The following is a 19261-nucleotide window of genomic DNA, read 5'->3' on the forward strand; positions in this document are numbered from 1 at the left end:
CACGGCATTTACGCCGCGTCCGCCGCGATCCCGGCCGGCACCCGCCCGCAGCGCCGGGCGAAGGCGCGGTGGGCGAGCGGGAGCAGCGGGCCGGCCAGCCGGGCGTACCGGGCGACGGGTCGGCTGAAGGCGGTGACGGTGAACCAGACCGCCTGGTCCGGCCCCATCTCGACCAGGAAGGTCTCCTCGCCGCGGGCCGGATGGCCGTGCCGCGTCCCGTGGGTGAAGCCGTAGCGGTCCGGGCCGTCGACGGCGGTCAGGACCCGGTTCGGGGCGCCGACCCGCAGCGGGCCGACGCCGATCGCGCAGTGGACGGCGACGCCGGGGGCCGCCTGGTCCGCCTCGGCGTCGATCCGTACGCCCGCCAGCCGGTGCATCCGCCAGCCGAGCAGGGCGGCTCCGGCGACCCCGAGTGCGGCGTGGCCGTGGCCGATCAGCGCCCGGTGCCGCAGGTGGTGGTAGCCGTCGGGCAGTGCGCCGGTGGCGCTGGCGCCCTGTTCGGGGTAGCTGTAGTCGTTCACCGGTGGGCCTTCGGGGTGTTGAGCCGGCGCCAGGCGAGGAGGGCGCAGAGGGCGAAGCCGAGCGCGTTGCCGACGCCGTGGGTGGCGGCCATCCAGGTCAGGGTGGGGTGGGGGAGTCCGGCGGCCCGGCCGAGGGCCCACCAGAGGGCGAGCACCATGGTGAGCGCGAGGACGGCCGAGGAGAGGGCGAACAGTCGGGCGGTGGCGGCGTCGCCGCCGCGGGGGCGCAGCTCGCGCCAGGTGACCAGGCCGACCAGCCACATGCCCGTGGTCAGCACGAGGGCCCCGGCGAACTGCCACCAGTCGCCGAGGAAGTACCCGGCCAGCACCAGCAGGGTGCCCGCCGGGACGCTGAGCGCCGCGCAGCGGGCCGCGGTGGAGGTCGCGGCGGAGGGCGCGGTGGAGCCGAGGCCTGCGGCCGGGGCGGCGGCGCGGCAGACCAGCCCGGCGACCAGGGCGGCGGTGAAGCCGGCGTAGTGGAAGTGCGGGACGGTGAGCGCCAGGACGTGCGGCTCGAAGCCGAACAGCGGGTAGCCGGAGCGTTCGGCGACCAGGGCGACCCCGGCCACCGAGGGCGCGGCGAGCGCGGTGAGCACGGCGATCTCGGCGGGCACCAGCGAGCGGGTGCGGGCCAGCCGCAGCGGCGCGTGCAGGGCGATGACCAGGGTGCCCAGGGCGTAGACGGTGGCGGGCCCGGCGGCGAGGCCGCCGCGCGGCAGCCAGAGCGAGAGCGCGCCGGGTACGGCGGCGAGTGGCCAGAAGCGGCGGACCCGGGCGAGCCCGGGTTCGTCGATCAGGGCGAGGCCGAGCGGGACGACGGCGCCCATGCCGAGCAGGACCAGCAGGTCCACCAGTTCGGTGGTGCCCTTGCCCATGGCGGACACACCCCCCTTGAACGCGTTCAAATGAGCTTCGCGGCCGACTCTACGCCGCTGACTTGAACGCGTTCAACCTGCCCCCGACGGAGGCCCGGTCCCGGCTGCCTGGTGTTCACGGTGGGTGCGGCGCACTCTGGAGGAGTAACCGATGGAGGTGATCCGCCATGCAGACTCTGGTCGGTTGGCACATCGACATGGAGTTCCGTGAGGACGGTCCGCGCACCAGCGCCGCCGCCCTGCTCCGGCTCGGCGACGGGACCGAACTGCGCGCCCACGGCTACAGCAGCCGCCACCCCTCCGACCCGGACCAGCTACGGGTCGGCGAAGAGGTCGCGGGCGCCCGCGCGCTCAACGACCTCGCCTCCCAACTGCTCACCAAGGCCCACGGTGAGATCCAGGAGGTCAGCCCGATCCCGACCCACCCGCTGACGTGAGTGCCCCGCACCCGGACGGCGGCGGCACCGGACCGGCGCCGTCCCGTCCACGGATCCCGCTGATCTGCCCGCGCTGCGGGCACGAACAGCAGGTCGTGCCCGGCGGTCCGGACCGGGCGATCAAGGTCGTCCACGTCGGGACCGGCCGCGAGGCCTGCGAGCCCGGGGACCTGGCGCGGGCGCCGGACGACGACACCTGAGCCGCCGGGGCCCGGGCTGTCGAGCCCCGAGCCGCAGGCCCCGGGCGAACCCTGCGCCGACGCCGACGCGACGCTGACGCCGACGCCGACAACGCCGTGCGCCGGAAACGCCGTGCGCCGGAAACGCCGTGCGCCGGGACCCCGTCCCCGGGTCCCGGCGCACGGCGGGCTCTGCTGCCCTGGCGGCGGTCTCAGTTGACGCAGTACGTGCCCGGCGGCCGCCACTCCGGCCCGACCAGCCGCTGCTCCAGCGTGTTCGGGGTGATCCGGATCCCGACCGTCCCGTCCAGCCCGACCCGGAACCGGCTGCGGGCCAGCACGATCAGGGCCGTCAGGCCGTACTTGTTGATCAGCGAGGTGCGGTAGCGCGCGGTCGCGTCGGCGTCGCAGAGCCGGGCGCGGGCCGGGACGCTGCGGCCGGTCGGGCGCCCGTGGGCGTCGCAGGGGCCGATCAGCACCCGGGGGTGGCGGCGGATCCGTTCGGCCTCGCCCGAGTGGGCGGGGGTCCAGACCCCGAGCGCCGTGCCGTCCGGCACCACCCAGAGCTGGGAGTCGATCCGGGTGCCGTCCTCGTCGAAGGTGGTGAGCAGGAGGTGTCTGCTGTCGGCGAGTCGGTCGGTGCGGTCGTGCACGATGTCCTCCCTCTGGCGTCGGGGGCGGGTCAGTGCCCGTGGCCCTCGGTGATCTCGCGGTACTCCTCGACGGTGGGCTTGGGAATCTGTGCGTGCTCGCCGTGGAATCCGCGGGACAGCCTCGCGCGGGTGCGGGTGAGCACCCCTGCCGGGTGGGCGACTCCATTCTCGTCCACCGGGGCGGGCAGTTCGAGGGGGCGCGGCTGATCGTGTGCCGTGAGCCGGTGGAGTTCGGCGGGCGTGAGCCCGGCGTGCACCTCGGTGAACTCGCCGTGCGGCAGCCGCTTGATGACGCCGGTCTCGCGGCCGTGCAGCACCTTGTCGCGGTCCCGGCGCTGCAGCCCGAGGCACCAGCGCTTGGTGACGGTGAAGACGATCACCGGGACGGCGAAGAAGCCGACGCGGGCGGCGTAGGTGATCGCGTTGAGGGACAGGTGCAGGTGGGTGGCGATGAGGTCGTTGCCGCCCGCCACGAGCGCCACCAGGTACAGGCTGATCCAGGCGGCGCCGAGTGCGGTGCGGACGGGCGCGTTGCGCGGCCGGTCGAGCAGGTGGTGCTCCCGCTTGTCGTCGGTGAGCCAGTTCTCCACGAACGGGTAGACCGCTATGGCGCCCAGGACCAGCGGGAACAGGGTGAACGGGATGAGCACCCCGAGGTTGAGGGTGTGGCCCCACGGGCCGACCTCCCAGCCCGGCATGATCCGGATCAGGCCCTCGGCGAAGCCCATGTACCAGTCCGGCTGGGCGTCGGTGGAGACCTGGTCGGGACGGTACGGTCCGTACGCCCAGATCGGGTTGACGGTCGCGATCGCCGCCAGCAGCGCGATGATGCCGAACATCAGGAAGAAGAACCCGCCGGCCTTGGCCAGGTAGACCGGCATCAGCGGCATGCCGACGACGTTCTTCTCGGTCCTGCCGGGGCCCGCCCACTGGGTGTGCTTGTGGTAGAAGACCAGGATCAGGTGTGCCACCAGGAGCCCGAGCATGATGCCGGGGATCAGCAGCACGTGGATGGTGAAGAACCGCGGCACGATGTCGTGGCCGGGGAACTCGCCCCCGAACAGGAACATCTGGACGTAGGTGCCGATCAGCGGGACGGCGAGGATCGCGCCCTCGATGAACCGGAGGCCGGTGCCGGAGAGCAGGTCGTCCGGCAGCGAGTAACCGAAGAAGCCGTCCAGCATGCCGAGGAAGAGCAGCAGGAAGCCGAAGACCCAGTTGATCTCGCGCGGCTTGCGGAACGCGCCGGTGAAGAACACCCGCATCATGTGGACGAACATGGCCGCGACGAAGACGATCGCCGCCCAGTGGTGGATCTGCCGGATCAGCAGGCCGCCGCGCACCTCGAAGCTGATGTCCACGGTGGAGGCGTAGGCCTCCGACATCGCGATGCCCTTGAGCGGCACGTACGAGCCGGCGTAGACCACCTCGCCCATCGACGGCTTGAAGAACAGGGTCAGCCAGACGCCGGTCAGGATGATGATCAGGAAGGTGTAGAGGCAGATCTCGCCCAGCATGAAGGACCAGTGGTCCGGGAAGATCTTGCGGAGGTTCGCCCTGGCCAGGGTGTAGATCCCCAGCCGGCCGTCCGCCCAGTCGGCGGCCCGCTGCCCCCGCCCTGGGCTCTGATTCCGGGTCATGTCGCACGCACCTCGGTCCGAAGGAAACGGGGAGATGTCCCCGATTCGCACTGGGGTCCACCCTAAACGGGGGGTCATCCCCACTTCCAGCCGGGGGTCGGGTGAGGTGAGCATCGGGCGGAGGCGGAGGCGGAGGCGGAGGCGGAAGCAGTGAAGCGGCGGAAACGGCGAGCGGCCCGTCCGGTGTCGTGAGACACCGGACGGGCCGCGTACGCACCCGAGTGAAACCCCTGGGCGTCAGTGCACCAGCACCGGCACCTCGTCGGCCTTCGCGGCGCCCGCACCGGCGCCCGCACCCGACGTCGCGTCGGGGCGACCGGCGTTGATGAAGGTGAAGGCGACGGCGGCGGCTGCCACCAGGATCCCGAAGGACACCCAGATCGCGGTCGAGAAGCCGTGCACCATGCCCTGGAACTGCAGCGCCTTGGCGGCCTCCGGGGAGGCGGCGGCCGCGGCGGTGGCGTGCGAGGCCAGCCAGCTGGTGGTCGCGCTGGCCGCGATGGTGTTCAGCAGCGCGGTGCCGATGGCGCCGCCGACCTGCTGTGAGGTGTTGACCATCGCGGAGGCCACGCCCGCGTCGCGCGGCTGGACGCCGTACGTGGCGAGGCTCATGGCCGGCATGAACGCGGTGCCCATGCCGAGGCCCATCAGGATCAGGCCGGGCAGGATCAGCGCCGGGTAGGACGTGTCCAGGCTGATGTGGGTCAGCAGGAACATGCCCGCCGAGGCGACCAGGAAGCCGGGCGCCATCAGGTAGCGGGCCGGAACCCGGGTCATCAGCCGGGCGCCGATCTGGGTCGAGCCGGTGATCATGCCCGCCACCATCGGCAGGAAGGCCACGCCGGTCAGCACCGGGCTGTAGCCGAGCACGATCTGCAGGTAGTAGGTCAGGAAGAGGAACAGACCGAACATGCCGATCACGGCCATGCCCAGCGACAGGTACACCCCGCCGCGGTTGCGGTTCAGCACCACGCGCAGCGGCAGCAGCGGGGCCTTGACCCTCAGCTCCACCATCACGAAGGCGAACAGCAGCACGGCGGCCGCGGCGAACAGGCCCAGGGTGCTGCCGGCGGTCCAGCCGCTGGTCTCGGCCCTGGTGAAGCCGTAGACCAGCGAGACCAGGCCGGTGGTCACCAGCAGCACGCCGGGGACGTCCAGCTTGCTGCGGTTGCGGCCCTCGGCGGGTTCGCGGATCACCAGCACCGCGCCGGCGGCGGCGGCGATGGCGAACGGGATGTTGACGAAGAAGGTCCAGCGCCAGTTCATGTACTCGGTCAGCAGGCCGCCGAGGATCAGACCGATGGCGCCACCGCCACCGGCGATCGCACCGTAGATGCCGAAGGCCTTGGCGCGCTCCTTCGCCTCGGTGAAGGTCACGGCGAGCAGCGACAGTGCGGCCGGCGCGAGCAGTGCGCCGAACACGCCCTGCAGGGCGCGGGCGCCGAGCAGCATCGCGGTGTTGACCGCGAAGCCGCCGAGCGCGGAGGCCAGCGCGAAGCCGGTCAGGCCGACGATGAAGGTCCGCTTGCGGCCCCAGAGGTCCGCGATCCGGCCGCCGAACAGCAGCAGGCCGCCGAAGGCCAGCGCGTAGGCGGTGATCACCCACTGGCGGTTGCCGTCGGTGATGCCCAGGTCCTTCTGGGCGGACGGAAGGGCGATGTTCACGATGGTCGCGTCGAGGACGACCATCAGCTGGGCGAGGCCGATGAATATCAGCGCTTTCCAGCGGCGGGGATCGGGCAGCGTCGCCGGTCGGGCGTCGGTTTGAGGCATGGGGGTACTCACTTCACGGTGCGTGGTGTGCGTGAACGGTCAACTGCCGTACGGGAACGGCTGGTTGCCGTACGGTGAAAGGTGCTCGAAGGCATGCCGGGGGCAGGCCGGGTCGGCGCCGCCCAGGAGCGCGGGTCGCCCGGTGCCGCCGGTCGGATCAGGTGTGCCGGTCGGATCAGGTGTGGTGCATCGGTCAGTTCTGGGTCAGGAAGTCCTCGAAGGTCGCGGCCCGGCCGGGCAGGACCGAACGGGCCGGCGCGCGCAGGCCGTCCAGGAACAGCTGCAGGTGCCGGTGGACGAACTCGTCCAGCAGCCGGCAGGAGGTGCCCGGCAGCGGTCGGGTCAGCTGGCTCATCGCGATGAACAGGTCACCGTGGTCGACGTCCGGCCGCAGCTCGCCCGCCGCCCGGGCGCGCTCCATCAGTCCGCTCACGGCGGACCGCAGGCGCTCCCGGATCTCGGTCAACTCCGGGTCGTGCGGGTCGACATGGCTGGTGAACAGCGCGCACAGACCGCCGACCTTCTCCGCGACGGTCGCGTGCGCGAACCGCTGTAGAGCGTCGAACGGGCCACCGCCGTCAGCGGCGTCCGCCTCCGCCGTCGCCGTCTCGGCGAGAGCCAGGATGCGGTTCTTGACCAGCAGTGCCACCTCGCGGATCAGTGCCATCCGATCCGGGAAGTTCCGGTAGAGCGTGGCATTGCCGACCCCCGCCCGCTTGGCGATCTCGTCCAGCGGCACATCCGCACCGTGCTCGACGAACGCCTCCCGGGCCGCCAGCACGATTCGCTCCCGGTTCCGGCTCGCATCCGCACGCAACTTCGGCGTACGGACACTCCCCGCGGGACGAACCGACTCGGCGGCTACGGTGGTCACGACGACTGCTCCTTCAGGATACCGGGGAAGTTCTCCCCGCTTCTGCCAACGTAGTCGGAAACGGGGAATCTGTCCCCGGAATTTCCGCCACCCATGTGACCTGCGTCACACTGCGGGGTCGCCGGCGTCGACGGCGGGGCTCAGATTGAGCTCCAGCCGCCCCAGTAGGCCGGTCAGCGCGGCCCGGTCGGCCTCGTCCAGCCCGGTCAGGGTGACCGCCTCCAGCTCCCGCCAGGACTGCGCGACCTGATCGCGCAGGGCGCAGGCCGCCGCCGTCGCCTCGACCACCACGGCTCGCCGGTCGGTCTCACTGCGCCGGCGCCGGACGAACCCGGCCTGCTCCAGCCGCTGCACCATCCGCGTCACGGTGGAGGCGTCCGTGCCGAGCTCCTCGATCAGTGCGGCCTGCGGCAGCGCCCCGCGCTCCCAGAGCAGCATCATCAGCAGCTCCTGCCCGGCGTGCAGGCCGTGCGGGCGCAGCAGGCGCTCCGCGTTCGCCCGGTGCAGGCGGGAGACCCGGGCGATGGCCTGGCTGATGCCGCCGGCCTCGGCGAGGGGGTTCGGGAGTTCAGGCATGGGTTCATTGTATGCGCAATCAGTTCTTCTCTTCTGGGGCCACCTCTTGCGCTGGGCATGCCTCAAGCGTTTACTTGGCCGCACAAGCAAATTGCTTGGCCGAACAAGTAACTGGGGGATCCGTCATGCGAGTCATCAGCGAGACCGTGCGCGTCAACGACCCGGCCAACCCCGACGAGGTGCACCTCACCCGGGACGACGTCTGGGCCGGCCTGGTGCGCAAGGCCGAGAACGCGGTGCCCGTCGTCGCCGCCATGGACGAGTGCACCGTGCTCGAGCGGACCGAGAAAGGCCTGATCCGCGAGGTCGTCTTCCACGGCGAGCGGGTGCGCGAGGAGATCGTCTTCCACCCGAAGACCCGCGTCAGCTTCTTCCGCGACGACGAGGCCGCCCGCTGGGTGATCCACAACGACATCGACGAGGACGAGCACGGCCTCACCCTCACCTTCCGCGGCGAACTCGACCTCGGCGGCGGAGAAGCCGAGGAAGCCGCCGCCACCCGCATGCACGGCGGCTACCTGCTGGCCATCCAGACCACCCTCAAGCTCACCCGCGAGGTCGTCCGGAACGCCTGACCCCTCGCGTCGCCCACCGGGCTGTCGGCTCAGCTCTGCTGGTCGACCGGGACTCCGCCGAGGTCACCGTGTTCAGCGAGCCCGACGGGGTGCGCTACACGAACGCTCGGACCCTCCCGTTCGGCAGGACCGTTCGGCTGCCGGACCCGGTGGGCATCTCGTTGGACACCGAGGCGTTGAAGAACTGGGTGCGCTGATCCCGGGCATGGCTTCCCCGGGGTGTCCGGGGTGGCGGCCTAGGCTGTGGGCGTCCCGGGCGGCCGGTGGGCCGTGGGAGTCGGGAGGGGCCCGGCGGCCGGGTGGGCGAGGAGGTTCGCGATGGGCAGCGGTGAGACCGCCAGGGTGCGTTGTGTGGCGGCCGTTCCGTGCTGGGTGAGCCTGATGGCCCGGGACCTGGAGAGGGCCAAGGGGTTCTACGGGCCGCTACTCGGCTGGGAGTTCGAGGCCGGGCCGGACCGCTTCGGCCCGTACGTGCACGCGGTGGTCGGCGGGGAGGCGGTGGCCGGGCTCGGCGTCGCGGGCGAGGGGGCGATCCCGCTCGCCTGGACCAGTTACTTCGGGACGGAGAGCGCCGACGCGGCCGCCGACGCGGTGCGTGAGCGCGGCGCGACGCTGGCGGTCGGCCCGCTGGCCTTCGACGCCGGGCGGGTGGCCTTCGCGGCGGACCCGGCGGGCGCGGTGTTCGGCATCTGGGAGGGCCCGCTGGGCCGGGCCCGGAAGCTGGAGCTGCCCGGCGCGCCGGTCTGGATCGAGCTGCGCACCCCGGACCCGTTCGCGGCGGCGCTGTTCTACGGCGAGGTGTTCCGCTGGGACGGCCGCGACCCGGAGCGCTTCGAGGTCCGCTGGGAGCACGACCGGGTGGTGCTGCGGGCCGAGGGGAACAACGTCGCGGCGCTGGCCAGGGAGCAGGCGGGCGGCCCGGCGGGGATGCCACCGCACTGGGAGGTGTCCTTCGCCGTCCCGGACACCGACCGGGCGCTGGCCCGGGCGGTCGAGCTGGGCGGCGCGGTGCTCGGCCCCGCCTTCGACTCCCCGTACGGGCGGGTGGCCCGGCTGCAGGACCACGAGGGCGCCCGCTTCGCGGTGATCAGCCTGGAGGGCTGACGAGGGGCTGACCAAGGGCTGACGAAGGACGACGAGGGGCCGGCCGAAGGACTCGGCGAAGGGCTGACCGGAGGGGTCAGGAGCCGAGCGCCTCGCGGTCCGCCCGTAGCCGGTCGCCGAGTGCGGCGCGTTCGGCGGCGGGCAGGGCCTTGCGGGCGGCGGCGAAGAGCTGCTTCTCCTCGCTGAGCAGGTGCCGCCGCAGGGTGTCGCCGAGGCCGTGCAGCAGGGTGTCGAACACCGGGTCGTCGGGGCGGAGCGCCTGCAGGTCGGAGAGGTACTGCCCGATCGCCAGGTGGTCGTGGATGCTGCTGAACACCAGTGCGCCGCCGTCGGGCACGTCGTGCTGCACGAGCGGGAAGAGGTGTTCCTCCTCGGCGGCGCAGTGGGCGAACAGCAGGTCGGTCAGCCGGGTCACCAGGGGGCCGCGCCCGGGGCTGCCGGCCGGGGCGGCCTCGATCGCGTCGAGTAGTTCGGTGACCGCCCGGTGGTCGGCGGTGAACTCGCCGAGGATGTCCGGCCTGCGGCTCATGGCGCGCCCGCCTCTCGCTCGGAAACTGATCCCCGTACCTTCCAGTATCCGGCGTCGGGCGGTTCGGCCGGCTGGGCCCCCGGTCACCCTCCGTCCCGGTCACGCCGTGGTGCGGTCACTCTCCGTCCTGGCTGCCCCGCCGTCCGGTCACCCGGCGTCCCGCCGCCCGGTGAGGGCGAGCATGTGGGTCTGGGGGCTCGCGTCCTCGGTCACCGGCAGGGGCGGGTCGAAGAGCCCGCTGCCGGAGAGGTCCCCGTAGCCGGAGATCTCGCCGAGCGTGAAGTCGACGAGCTCGGCGGGGAGCCGGGTGCGCCGTCCGATGCCTTCGGCGAGGTCCCAGGTGTGGATGGTCAGGTCGGTGGTGAGCTGGTCCAGGTAGTACTGGCCGGAGACGTCGCCGAAGGAGAGGTGGACGGTCAGCTCGGTGGCGCCGGGGACGGCCCAGGCCTGTCGGGCGGCTTCGGCGGCGTCCGTCCAGGCGGCGACGGGGTCGTCGCCGAGTACGTCGCCGTCGAAGCGGCCGCCGACCTCGGTGATGGTGGCGCCCATCAGCAGTTCGGGCACCCAGAGCTGTTCGCCGGTGAGGTGGTTGACGAGGTCGCGGACGGACCAGTCGGCGCACGGGGTGGGGGAGTCCCACTGGTCGGGAGTGATCAGCCGGACGCGTTCGTCGAAGGCGGCCAGGGCTTCGGGGTACGGGGTGCCGGTGCGCGCGCCCCGCTGGTGTTGCCTGCGTTGAGCCATGTCTCCACCCTGCCCCGGTTCGGGCGGGGGTCGCGAGTCGCCCACGAAGCGTCAGTTGTTCAAATTCGAACTCCACGGTACGGTCGGGGGAGCGGCCGGTTCAAATTTGAACAATGGCGTCGGGGTGACGACCCCCGCCCGCCGCCTCACCGCACCCCCTCACGCCGGCCCCGGCCGGCGACGACCGACCCTCGATCGATGGAGACGCGCATGCCGAGCAGCAGCCCGAGCACGACCGCCGCCACCAGCCCCACCGTCAGCCCGGCCCGGGAGAACTCCGGGTCCGCGACGACCTCCCCGCACGCCTATGACGTCGGACTCCTGCTCCTGCGCCTGGTCCTCGGCCTGACCATGGCCGCGCACGGCAGCCAGAAACTGTTCGGCTGGTTCGGCGGCGGCGGGATCGACGGCACCGGTCACTTCTTCACCATGAGCGGCTACCCGGCCGGTCACGCCATGGCCGTGGTGGCCGGCCTCACCGAGACGCTGGGCGGACTCGGCCTCGCCGTCGGCCTGTTGACCCCGCTGGCGGGCGCCGCGATCGTCGGCACGATGGTCAACGCGATCGCTGTCACCTGGGGCGGCGGCTTCTTCGCCCCGAAGGGCAGCGAGTACGAGCTGCTGCTGACGGCCGGCGCCGCCGCGCTCGCGCTGACCGGTCCGGGCCGCTACGCGGTGGACCGCTTCCTGCCGGTGGTGCGGGCGCACCGCCTGGCGTACGGCGTGGCCGCCGTCGTGGTCGGCCTCGCGACGGCGGGCGTGATCCTGCTGCTCCGCAAGTAGCGGCTCGGCGCGCTGCGCCCCGCACGGAGCGCTCCGCACGTAGTACCCCCCGAACGGCCGGTTCGCCGGCTGTGCGGCAACTGAACGTCCTGGAGACCGTGGTGACGAATCGTCACCATGGTCTCCTCGCGTTTTCCCCGCGAACTGCGCACAACGCCCAGGGTTCCCAAGGGTATGTGATGTGTGCCATGGTACATGTCACACTCCCCACCGGTTCCCGACGGAGTCGCCCCCACGCGGCGCCGTCGCCAACGGTCCTCGATTCCCCCACCGGTCGCGCCCCGATCGCGGCCGACGACGGCCCGGAGGCCCTCACGTGAGTCCCTCACGTCTGCTGCGACTCCCGCAGCTGGCACGATTGTTGACGCTCGTCCTGTCCCTGTTCCTGGCGGTCGGCCTGTTCGCGCCGCAGAGCCAGGCCGCGCCCGCCGCCCCCGGCGGCGCGCCCGCCCCCACCACCCCCGCCGGACCGGCGCCCCAGCCGGCCACCGGCACGCCCGAACGCGGCGACGGTGAGCGGCAGTTCGCCTCCGCCGACCAGCGCGCCCCGCTGTCGCTGGACACCCGGCCGGCCGAGGTGAAGGCGTCCACGGCGCCGAACACCAAGTCCTTCCGGCTCGGCGCGGCGGCCGAACAGGCCTGTACCACCGGCGACTTCACCGGCCGGACCGGCAGCGACCTGGTCCAGCACATCAAGGCCGCCGACATCCAGTGCATCAACAGCCTCTTCCAGCTCACCGGCGGTGACGCGCGCGGCGCGTTCCGCGAGGAGCAGATGACCACGGTGGCGTACGCGCTGCGCGACGCGGCGGGCAGCTACCCGGGCGACAACTCCACCTCCGTCGAGCAGTTGGTGCTCTTCCTGCGCGCCGGCTACTTCGCGCAGTGGTACCACCCGGGTGACGTCGGCACGTACGGCACCGCCCTGCAGACGGCGATCCGCTCCGGTCTGGACGCGTTCTTCGGCAGCGCGCACTCGCGTGACGTCGCCGCGGGCAACGGGTCCATCCTGGGCGAGGCCGTCACCCTGATCGACAGCGCGCAGGAGAACATCCGCTACCTCACGGTGGTCAAGCAGCTGCTGACCGACTACAACAGCGCCACCTGGAACCCGGCCGGCATGGCCTGGTCGGTCAACCCGGTGTTCACCGTGCTGTTCCGCGGCCACCAGCTGGCCGGCTTCGACGCGGCCGTCGAGGCCGACCCGAGCGTCCTGGACACCCTCTCCACTTTCGCCGCCCGCAACAACGACCTGCTCGGCGGCGACTTCGGGGTGCTGGTCTACAACGCGACCAAGGAGCTCGGCCGCTTCCTGAAGGACACGGCGCTCCAGGCCAAGGTCCGTCCGCTGGCCAAGGGGCTGGTGGACAAGGCGGCGCCGAACGGACGCACCGTCTTCCAGTGGGCCGCGGTCGCCGAGGCGGTCGGCTTCTACGACGCCGGCAACTGCTCGTACTACGGCACCTGCAACGCCGCCGACCAGCTCAAGGCCGGCGTGCTGACGGTGAACCACACCTGCAGCCCGAGCATCAAGCTGATCGCCCAGGCGCTGGACAGCACCCAGCTGGGCACCGCCTGCACCAGCCTGACCGGCCAGGACGCCTACTTCCACTCGGTGGTCAAGGACAACGGCCCGGTCAAGGACGACGGGAACAACACGATCGAGGTCGTGGTCTTCCACTCCTCGCGCGACTACCAGGTGCTGGCTGCCGCCATCTACGGCATCGACACCAACAACGGCGGCATGTACCTGGAGGGCGACCCGGCGAAGGCCGGCAACCAGCCGCGCTTCCTCTGCTACGAGGCCGAGTGGGCCCGTCCGTCCTTCGAGATCTGGAACCTCAACCACGAGTACACCCACTACCTCGACGGCCGGTTCGACATGTACGGCGACTTCAACACCGGCATGACCACCCCGACCGTCTGGTGGGTCGAGGGCTTCGCCGAGTACGTCTCCTACTCGTACCGGAAGGTGAACAACGACGGCGCCATCGCGGCCGCCGGCCGGCACACCTACAAGCTCAGCGACCTCTTCGACACCGTCTACGGTGACCAGGACCGGGTCTACCGCTGGGGCTACCTGGCCGTGCGCTACATGCTGGAGCAGCACCGCTCCGACATGGACGCGATCCTCGCCAAGTACCGGGTGGGCGACTGGGCCGGTGCCCGCACCCTGCTGAAGACCACCATCGGCACCCGCTACGACGCCGACTTCGACAGCTGGCTGACCAAGTGCGCGGGCGGCGCCTGCGCCACCGACGGCGGCGGTGCCACCACGCCGCCGCAGCTGCCGGAGTGCACCGCGGCCGACCCCCGGCAGCTGGACGCCAACTGCGCCCGCAGCAACGTGGCGGCCACCACGGGCAACTACGCGCACTTCTACCTCCTGGTGCCGGCCGGCACCAAGCAGGTGAAGATCACCACCGCCGGCGGCACCGGCAACGGCGACCTCTACTACAACGCGAGCAACTGGGCGTACACCGACAGCAGCGCCACGCGTTCGACGGGCCCGGGCAACTCCGAGACGCTGACCGTGACCGACCCGCCGGCGGGCTACGTCTACTTCAGCCTCTACGCCCAGCAGGGCTTCAGCGGGGTGACCGTCACGAGCGAAATGTGAGCCGAGAACGGCGAACGGACAGGTGACCGCCCCGGCGGAGCGCTTCGGCGCCCCGCCGGGGCGGGTCCGTATGTCCGGGGGTCGCACCCGGGCCACCCCGCCGACCCGCACCCCGGGGCTACCCCGCCGACCTGCACCCGGGGCTACCCCGCCGACCCGCGCCCCGGGCGGGCTACCCGCCGACCCGCACCAGCGCCAGGGTGATGTTGTCCGGTCCGCCGGCTTCGATCGCCGCCTTCCACAGCTCGAACGCCGCCTTGCCGTCGGCCTGTTCGGTGCCCTCGTAGGACCGGGCCAGCAGCGCGGCCAGCTCCTCGTCGGGCACCGGGTCGGTCAGGCCGTCGCTGCACACCAGGTACCGGTCGCCGGGGGCCAGCGGGGCGGCCCGGACGTGCGGTTCGACGAAGGTGAGGCCGAGCGAGCCGCCCAGGGTCTGGGTGACCACCGAGGTGGTGCGCCGTCCGGGCGGCAGTGGGGGGCTGTCGTCCACGCTCACCTGGCGCAGCCCGTCCCGGGTGATCCGGTAGACCCGGCTGTCGCCGACGTTGAAGGCCAGCACCTGCTCGGCCAGCAGCACCAGTCCGGCGACCGTGGTGCCCATGGCGGCGAGTTCCGGCTCCCCGGCGGCGGCTGCGTAGACGGCCCGGTTGCATTCCTGCAGCTCCTCCCGGATGGCCTCCTCGCCGTCCAGGGCGTCCCCGTCGGCGGCGAGCCGGCGGGCGACGAGGGCGCTGGCGACCTCGCCGCCGGGGTGGCCGCCCAGGCCGTCGGCGACCGCGACCACGCAGGGCGGGCCGAGCGGGAAGAGCAGGCTCTGCGGGTTGGCGGTCACCGTGGCGCAGAGGGTCCACGGGCCGACCGTGAGGCTGTCCTCGTTGTGCTCCCGCACCAGGCCCTCGTGGCTCAGCGCGCTCACCGCGATGTACGGCGCCATCGTCCGCCGCCCTTCCGGAGCCCCGTCCCCTTGCCGTCGTCCCGCTTTCCATTGTGGGTGGGAATAACGATCCCCACCCGGCTGCTAAGGTGGTTGAAAGTTGGACTACCTGGGAGTGGTGAGCAGCATGCAGTTCGGAATCTTCTCCGTCGGCGACGTGACGACCGACCCCACCACCGGCCGCACTCCGAGCGAGCACGAGCGGATCAAGGCCATGGTGGCGATCGCGCGCAAGGCCGAGGAGGTCGGCCTGGACGTCTTCGCGACCGGCGAGCACCACAACCCGCCGTTCGTCCCGTCCTCCCCGACGACCATGCTCGGCTACATCGCCGCGCAGACCGAGCGCATCATCCTCTCCACCTCGACGACCCTGATCACCACCAACGACCCGGTGAAGATCGCCGAGGACTTCGCGATGCTGCAGCACCTGGCCGAGGGCCGGGTGGACGTCATGATGGGCCGCGGCAACACCGGGCCGGTCTACCCGTGGTTCGGCAAGGACATCCGCCAGGGCATCCCGCTCGCGATCGAGAACTACGCGCTGCTGCACCAGCTGTGGCGAGAGGAGGTCGTGGACTGGCAGGGCCGCTTCCGCACCCCGCTGCAGGGCTTCACCTCCACCCCGCGCCCGCTGGACGACCTCCCGCCGTTCGTCTGGCACGGCTCGATCCGCAGCCCCGAGATCGCCGAGCAGGCCGCCTACTACGGCGACGGCTTCTTCGCGAACAACATCTTCTGGCCGAAGGAGCACTTCCGGAAGCTGGTCAACCTCTACCGCGAGCGCTATGCCCACTACGGCCACGGCACCCCCGAGCAGGCGATCGTCGGCCTGGGCGGGCAGGTGTTCATGCGGAAGAACTCCCAGGACGCGGTGCGCGAGTTCCGTCCGTACTTCGACAACGCGCCGGTGTACGGGCACGGGCCCTCGCTGGAGGAGTTCACCGAGCAGACCCCGCTGACCGTCGGCAGCCCGCAGGAGGTCATCGAGAAGACGCTGACCTTCCGGGAGACCTTCGGCGACTACCAGCGTCAGCTGTTCCTGATGGACCACGCCGGCCTGCCGCTGAAGACCGTGCTGGAGCAGCTGGACCTGCTCGGCGAGGAGGTCGTGCCGGTGCTGCGCGAGGAGTTCGCCAAGGGCCGCCCGGCCGAGGTGCCGGAGGGGCCGACCCACGCCGCGCTGCTCGCGGCCCGCGACGAGAAGGCCGCCGAGACGGTCGGCGAGCAGGCCGGCGAGAACGAGAACGAGAAGGTGGAGGTGTCCAAGTGAGCGCCTACAAGCTGGTGGTGGTGAGCGCCGGGCTCAGCAAGCCGTCCTCGACGCGCCTGCTGGCGGACCGGCTCGCCGACTCGACCGTCCGGCAACTCGCCCCGGCGGGGCGGGAGGTGGAGGTCACCGTGGTCGAACTGCGGGACCTCGCCGTGGAGATCGCGAACAACTTCGTCACCGGCTTCCCCGGCGCCGCGCTGCGTGGGGCGATCGAGGCGGTGACGGAGGCGGACGGGCTGATCGCGGTGACGCCGATCTTCACCGCCTCCTACAGCGGTCTGTTCAAGTCCTTCTTCGATGTGATCGACCACGATGCACTCACCGGCAAGCCGGTGCTGATCGCCGCCACCGGCGGCACGCCGCGGCACTCGCTCGCCCTGGAGCACGCCGTCCGTCCGCTGTTCGGCTATCTGCGCGCGGTGGTGCTGCCGACCGCGGTCTACGCGGCCACCGACGACTGGGGTGCGGCGGGCGACGGGCTCACCGACGGGCTGCCGCGCCGGATCGACCGTGCGGCGGGCGAGCTGGCAGCGCTGCTGTCCGGCCGCGGGTCGGCGGCGCCCACGGTGCCCGAGCAGGCGGCGGCCGAGCAGGTGGCGCCGTTCGCGCAGCAGCTGGCGGCCCTGCGGGTCTGACCGGCGATGGTCGAACAGGCCGGCTGATCACCCGGACGGCCCCGTCGGAACACCGTCCGACGGGGCCGTCCGGCCTGGTGTGGCGGGGCCGTCCGGATGCGCGTCAACCGCGCCGGATGGTCCGCTGTGCGGTGTAATCGTTCCCATGATCAGATTTGTGCTGGTCCGTCCGGTGTTCGGCACGCCCGCGCCCCGCCGACGCCCGCGCCCCGCCGGGAGCGGCTGACGTGGGCCCGCCGCGGGAGAACCCCGTCCTCGCGCCAGTCGTGTGCCTCGCGCCGATCTTGCCGAGGAGGACCGAGACATGCAGCCCGAACCGCAGGCCGTGCTCTCCCCGCTGACCGGCGCGGCGATCTTCCTGGTGCTCACCGTCGAGCCCGGGGGCGAGGACGCCGTCCGCGACCTGCTGCCCGACCTCGCCGCCCTGCGCCGCTCGGTCGGCTTCCGGGCCCCGGAGGGCGGCCTCACCTGCGTCACCGGCATCGGGTCCGAGCTCTGGGACCGCCTCTTCGACGGCCCCCGGCCGGCCGCCCTGCACCCCTTCCGGGAGGTGGCCGGCCCCCGCCACCGGGCCCCGGCCACCCCGGGCGACCTGCTGCTGCACCTGCGGGCCGAGCGGATGGACCTCTGCTTCGAGCTCGCGGGCCGGCTCACCTCCCGCCTGGCCGGCCCGGCCACCGTGGTCGACTCCGTCCAGGGCTTCCGGTACTTCGACGACCGGGACCTGCTCGGCTTCGTGGACGGCACGGAGAACCCCGAGGGCCGGGCCGCCGTGAGCGCCGCGCTGGTCGGCGCCGAGGACCCGGACTTCGCCGGCGGCAGCTACGTCATCGTCCAGAAGTACCGGCACGAGCTGGACAGGTGGAACGCGCTGAGCGTCGAGGAGCAGGAGGGGGCGGTCGGCCGCACCAAGCTCACCGACATCGAGCTGGACGACGACGTCAAGCCCGCGGACTCGCACGTGGCACTCACCGTGATCACCGGCCCGGACGGCGAGGAGCGGAAGATCGTCCGCTTCAACATGGCCTTCGGCTCCTTCGTACGCGGCGGCGAGTTCGGCACCTACTTCATCGGCTACGCGCGCGACCCCGGGGTGACCGAGGAGATGCTGCGCAACATGTTCGTCGGCAACCCGCCCGGCACCACCGACCGGCTGCTCGACTTCTCCACCGCCGTCACCGGCTCGCTGTTCTTCGTCCCGACCGCGGACTTCCTCGACTCGCCGCCCCCGCTTCCGTCCCCGCTCACGTCTGCGCTCACGTCTCTGCCGCCGTCTCCACTCACGTCTCCGCCGCCGGTACCCGCGGACCCTCCGGCCGACGGCTCGCTGGGCATCGGCAGCCTCAAGCAGACCCCCCGAACAGGACCCCGCGCATGAACAACCTCCACCGGGACCTCGCCCCCGTCTCCGCCGCCGCCTGGGAGGAGATCGAGGAGGAGGCCCGCCAGACCTTCAAACTGCACATCGCCGGCCGCCGGGTGGTCGACCTGACCGGCCCCGAGGGCACCGGCTTCGCCGCCGTCGGCACCGGCCACCTGACCGGTATCGAACCGCCGGCGGACGGCGTCCAGGCGCACGCGCGCGCCAGCCGGCCGGTGGTGGAGCTGCGCGTCCCCTTCACCGTCCGCCGGGAGGCCGTGGACGACGTCGAGCGCGGCTCCCGCGACTCCGACTGGCAGCCCGTCAAGGACGCCGCCCGCACGCTCGCCCTGGCCGAGGACCGGACCGTCTTCGAGGGCTACCGCGCCGCCGCGGTCGACGGCATCCGAGCCGCCTCCGGCAACCCCCCGGTCCCCCTCCCGGAGGACGTCCGCGAGTACCCCGAGGCGGTCAGCCGCGCCCTCACGGCGCTGCGCCTGGCCGGCGTGGGCGGTCCGTACTCGCTGCTCCTCGGCGCCGACGCCTTCACCGCCGTCAACGAGACCAGCGACCACGGCTACCCCGTCCACAACCACCTGGCCCGCCTCCTCGACGGCGACATCATCTGGGCCCCCGCCATCGAGGGCGCCTTCCTGGTCTCGACCCGCGGCGGCGACTTCGAACTCTTCCTCGGCCAGGACGTCTCCGTCGGCTACCTCTCCCACGACGCCGAAACGATCCGGCTCTACCTGCAGGAGTCCCTCACCTTCCGCGTCTACACCGGGGAGGCCGCCGTCGCCCTGGGCGGTACGGCCCAGGGCGAGGACGGGCCGCGGGCCCCCGGGCACCGGGAAGGGTACTGAGTTCCTTTACGAGGGGTACTGAGTGCCGTATTCTCTCGATGGAGCCTCTGACGCCAGTCGAAGAGAGCCGACACGGTATGCCGGTCCAGGTGGCGCCCGCGGCGCGCGGGTCGCGGCCGGGCCGGACTTGGCACTCAGTACCCTCGGCATGACTGAGGCCATGGATCCAGTGCACCCGTGCACCCGTGACAGGAGAACCACTCATGAGCTTGAGGATCGTCGTCTGTGTGAAGTACGTGCCGGACGCGACGGGTGACCGTCGTTTCGCGGACGACCACACCACGGACCGGGAGGGCGTGGACGGCCTCCTGTCGGA

General features: G+C 72.1%; 21 protein-coding genes and 1 pseudogene. 12 read left to right on the top strand and 10 right to left on the bottom strand.

Going from position 1 to position 19261, the window contains the following annotated elements:
- Positions 1–8 precede the first annotated feature (8 nt).
- Positions 9–521 (bottom strand): DUF1990 family protein, encoded by a 513-nt coding sequence (locus ACZ52R_RS24970; protein ID WP_465618748.1) that lies wholly within the window; start codon positions 519–521, stop codon positions 9–11.
- The gene (locus ACZ52R_RS24975; protein WP_465618750.1) at positions 518–1396 is read right to left on the bottom strand and encodes a YndJ family protein; all 879 of its coding nucleotides are present in this window, start codon (positions 1394–1396) and stop codon (positions 518–520) included. Before ACZ52R_RS24975 ends, ACZ52R_RS24970 begins: the two co-directional genes overlap by 4 nt.
- Before the next feature lie 167 nt (positions 1397–1563).
- On the opposite strand from ACZ52R_RS24975, the gene ACZ52R_RS24980 reads away from it, so the two are divergent.
- Together ACZ52R_RS24980 and ACZ52R_RS24985 are read left to right on the top strand one after the other, a co-directional pair.
- On the top strand, positions 1564–1833 hold the full coding sequence (locus ACZ52R_RS24980; RefSeq protein WP_360507261.1) for a DUF1876 domain-containing protein: 270 nt from the start codon (positions 1564–1566) through the stop codon (positions 1831–1833).
- A complete protein-coding gene (locus tag ACZ52R_RS24985) occupies positions 1830–2033 on the top strand; it encodes a hypothetical protein (RefSeq protein WP_360507258.1) in 204 nt (67 codons plus the stop codon). Before ACZ52R_RS24980 ends, ACZ52R_RS24985 begins: the two co-directional genes overlap by 4 nt.
- Positions 2034–2224: 191 nt before the next feature.
- Here ACZ52R_RS24985 and ACZ52R_RS24990 read toward each other — a convergent pair whose 3' ends face one another.
- The 5 genes from ACZ52R_RS24990 to ACZ52R_RS25010 all read right to left on the bottom strand — a co-directional run bounded on the left by ACZ52R_RS24990 (position 2225) and on the right by ACZ52R_RS25010 (position 7528).
- A complete protein-coding gene (locus ACZ52R_RS24990) occupies positions 2225–2665 on the bottom strand; it encodes a PPOX class F420-dependent oxidoreductase (RefSeq protein WP_360507255.1) in 441 nt (146 codons plus the stop codon).
- Between the two features lie 29 nt (positions 2666–2694).
- Positions 2695–4305 carry a cytochrome bc1 complex cytochrome b subunit gene (qcrB, locus tag ACZ52R_RS24995; RefSeq protein WP_465754172.1) on the bottom strand — a complete coding sequence of 537 codons (1611 nt, stop codon included), beginning with the start codon at positions 4303–4305 and terminating at the stop codon, positions 2695–2697.
- 237 nt (positions 4306–4542) lie between these two features.
- Complete coding sequence (locus ACZ52R_RS25000; protein WP_465618754.1) at positions 4543–6078, bottom strand: MFS transporter; 1536 nt, start codon at positions 6076–6078, stop codon at positions 4543–4545.
- 193 nt (positions 6079–6271) lie between these two features.
- The gene (locus ACZ52R_RS25005; RefSeq protein ID WP_465665704.1) at positions 6272–6952 is read right to left on the bottom strand and encodes a TetR/AcrR family transcriptional regulator; all 681 of its coding nucleotides are present in this window, start codon (positions 6950–6952) and stop codon (positions 6272–6274) included.
- 105 nt (positions 6953–7057) lie between these two features.
- The gene (locus ACZ52R_RS25010) at positions 7058–7528 is read right to left on the bottom strand and encodes a MarR family winged helix-turn-helix transcriptional regulator (protein ID WP_465618756.1); all 471 of its coding nucleotides are present in this window, start codon (positions 7526–7528) and stop codon (positions 7058–7060) included.
- A 125-nt stretch (positions 7529–7653) separates the two neighbouring features.
- On the opposite strand from ACZ52R_RS25010, the gene ACZ52R_RS25015 reads away from it, so the two are divergent.
- From ACZ52R_RS25015 to ACZ52R_RS25025, 3 genes are all read left to right on the top strand, one after another.
- On the top strand, positions 7654–8103 hold the full coding sequence (locus ACZ52R_RS25015) for an SRPBCC family protein (protein WP_465665706.1): 450 nt from the start codon (positions 7654–7656) through the stop codon (positions 8101–8103).
- 68 nt (positions 8104–8171) lie between these two features.
- The gene (locus ACZ52R_RS25020) at positions 8172–8300 is read left to right on the top strand and encodes a hypothetical protein (RefSeq protein WP_465618758.1); all 129 of its coding nucleotides are present in this window, start codon (positions 8172–8174) and stop codon (positions 8298–8300) included.
- 121 nt (positions 8301–8421) lie between these two features.
- A complete protein-coding gene (locus ACZ52R_RS25025) occupies positions 8422–9207 on the top strand; it encodes a VOC family protein (RefSeq protein ID WP_465618760.1) in 786 nt (261 codons plus the stop codon).
- 76 nt (positions 9208–9283) lie between these two features.
- Here ACZ52R_RS25025 and ACZ52R_RS25030 read toward each other — a convergent pair whose 3' ends face one another.
- Together ACZ52R_RS25030 and ACZ52R_RS25035 are read right to left on the bottom strand one after the other, a co-directional pair.
- Positions 9284–9736, bottom strand: a complete 453-nt coding sequence (locus ACZ52R_RS25030; protein WP_465618762.1) for a hemerythrin domain-containing protein — start codon at positions 9734–9736, stop codon at positions 9284–9286.
- A gap of 147 nt (positions 9737–9883) precedes the next feature.
- Positions 9884–10480, bottom strand: coding sequence for a TIGR03086 family metal-binding protein (locus tag ACZ52R_RS25035; RefSeq protein ID WP_465754173.1), 597 nt, complete (start codon positions 10478–10480; stop codon positions 9884–9886).
- Between the two features lie 210 nt (positions 10481–10690).
- Between ACZ52R_RS25035 and ACZ52R_RS25040 the strand changes: the two genes are divergently transcribed.
- Complete coding sequence (locus ACZ52R_RS25040; RefSeq protein ID WP_360507229.1) at positions 10691–11263, top strand: DoxX family protein; 573 nt, start codon at positions 10691–10693, stop codon at positions 11261–11263.
- A gap of 316 nt (positions 11264–11579) precedes the next feature.
- Entirely contained in the window at positions 11580–13883 is a 2304-nt protein-coding gene (locus tag ACZ52R_RS25045; RefSeq protein WP_465618766.1) for a M9 family metallopeptidase, read from the top strand.
- 172 nt (positions 13884–14055) lie between these two features.
- On the opposite strand, the gene ACZ52R_RS25050 is transcribed toward ACZ52R_RS25045, so the two are convergent.
- The gene (locus tag ACZ52R_RS25050; protein ID WP_360507223.1) at positions 14056–14817 is read right to left on the bottom strand and encodes a PP2C family protein-serine/threonine phosphatase; all 762 of its coding nucleotides are present in this window, start codon (positions 14815–14817) and stop codon (positions 14056–14058) included.
- A gap of 127 nt (positions 14818–14944) precedes the next feature.
- Between ACZ52R_RS25050 and ACZ52R_RS25055 the strand changes: the two genes are divergently transcribed.
- The 5 genes and pseudogenes from ACZ52R_RS25055 to ACZ52R_RS25075 form a co-directional block, all read left to right on the top strand.
- Positions 14945–16087: an LLM class flavin-dependent oxidoreductase gene (locus ACZ52R_RS25055; RefSeq protein WP_360507368.1), complete on the top strand. Its 1143-nt coding sequence runs from the start codon at positions 14945–14947 to the stop codon at positions 16085–16087.
- Positions 16084–16722: an FMN reductase gene (locus tag ACZ52R_RS25060; RefSeq protein ID WP_465754174.1), complete on the top strand. Its 639-nt coding sequence runs from the start codon at positions 16084–16086 to the stop codon at positions 16720–16722. The genes ACZ52R_RS25055 and ACZ52R_RS25060 overlap by 4 nt, the downstream gene beginning before the upstream one ends.
- 304 nt (positions 16723–17026) lie before the next feature.
- Entirely contained in the window at positions 17027–18100 is a 1074-nt protein-coding gene (locus tag ACZ52R_RS25065) for a Dyp-type peroxidase (RefSeq protein WP_465754175.1), read from the top strand.
- Complete coding sequence (locus tag ACZ52R_RS25070) at positions 18097–18945, top strand: family 1 encapsulin nanocompartment shell protein (RefSeq protein WP_465754176.1); 849 nt, start codon at positions 18097–18099, stop codon at positions 18943–18945. Before ACZ52R_RS25065 ends, ACZ52R_RS25070 begins: the two co-directional genes overlap by 4 nt.
- A 203-nt stretch (positions 18946–19148) precedes the next feature.
- Positions 19149–19261 (top strand): annotated as a pseudogene (locus tag ACZ52R_RS25075) (electron transfer flavoprotein subunit beta); the annotation flags it as partial.

Source organism: Kitasatospora sp. NPDC034023 (assembly GCF_055575795.1).

What these genes read in the sequence shown, in the direction of transcription:
- ACZ52R_RS24975 (WP_465618750.1), bottom strand. Translation starts at nt 1,396, where the DNA reads ATGGGCAAGGGCACCACCGAACTGGTGGACCTGCTGGTCCTGCTCGGC.
- ACZ52R_RS24980 (WP_360507261.1), top strand. Translation starts at nt 1,564, where the DNA reads ATGCAGACTCTGGTCGGTTGGCACATCGACATGGAGTTCCGTGAGGAC.
- qcrB (WP_465754172.1), bottom strand. Translation starts at nt 4,305, where the DNA reads ATGACCCGGAATCAGAGCCCAGGGCGGGGGCAGCGGGCCGCCGACTGG.
- ACZ52R_RS25000 (WP_465618754.1), bottom strand. Translation starts at nt 6,078, where the DNA reads ATGCCTCAAACCGACGCCCGACCGGCGACGCTGCCCGATCCCCGCCGC.
- ACZ52R_RS25010 (WP_465618756.1), bottom strand. Translation starts at nt 7,528, where the DNA reads ATGCCTGAACTCCCGAACCCCCTCGCCGAGGCCGGCGGCATCAGCCAG.
- ACZ52R_RS25015 (WP_465665706.1), top strand. Translation starts at nt 7,654, where the DNA reads ATGCGAGTCATCAGCGAGACCGTGCGCGTCAACGACCCGGCCAACCCC.
- ACZ52R_RS25025 (WP_465618760.1), top strand. Translation starts at nt 8,422, where the DNA reads ATGGGCAGCGGTGAGACCGCCAGGGTGCGTTGTGTGGCGGCCGTTCCG.
- ACZ52R_RS25030 (WP_465618762.1), bottom strand. Translation starts at nt 9,736, where the DNA reads ATGAGCCGCAGGCCGGACATCCTCGGCGAGTTCACCGCCGACCACCGG.
- ACZ52R_RS25035 (WP_465754173.1), bottom strand. Translation starts at nt 10,480, where the DNA reads ATGGCTCAACGCAGGCAACACCAGCGGGGCGCGCGCACCGGCACCCCG.
- ACZ52R_RS25040 (WP_360507229.1), top strand. Translation starts at nt 10,691, where the DNA reads ATGCCGAGCAGCAGCCCGAGCACGACCGCCGCCACCAGCCCCACCGTC.
- ACZ52R_RS25050 (WP_360507223.1), bottom strand. Translation starts at nt 14,817, where the DNA reads ATGGCGCCGTACATCGCGGTGAGCGCGCTGAGCCACGAGGGCCTGGTG.
- ACZ52R_RS25055 (WP_360507368.1), top strand. Translation starts at nt 14,945, where the DNA reads ATGCAGTTCGGAATCTTCTCCGTCGGCGACGTGACGACCGACCCCACC.
- ACZ52R_RS25065 (WP_465754175.1), top strand. Translation starts at nt 17,027, where the DNA reads ATGCAGCCCGAACCGCAGGCCGTGCTCTCCCCGCTGACCGGCGCGGCG.
- ACZ52R_RS25070 (WP_465754176.1), top strand. Translation starts at nt 18,097, where the DNA reads ATGAACAACCTCCACCGGGACCTCGCCCCCGTCTCCGCCGCCGCCTGG.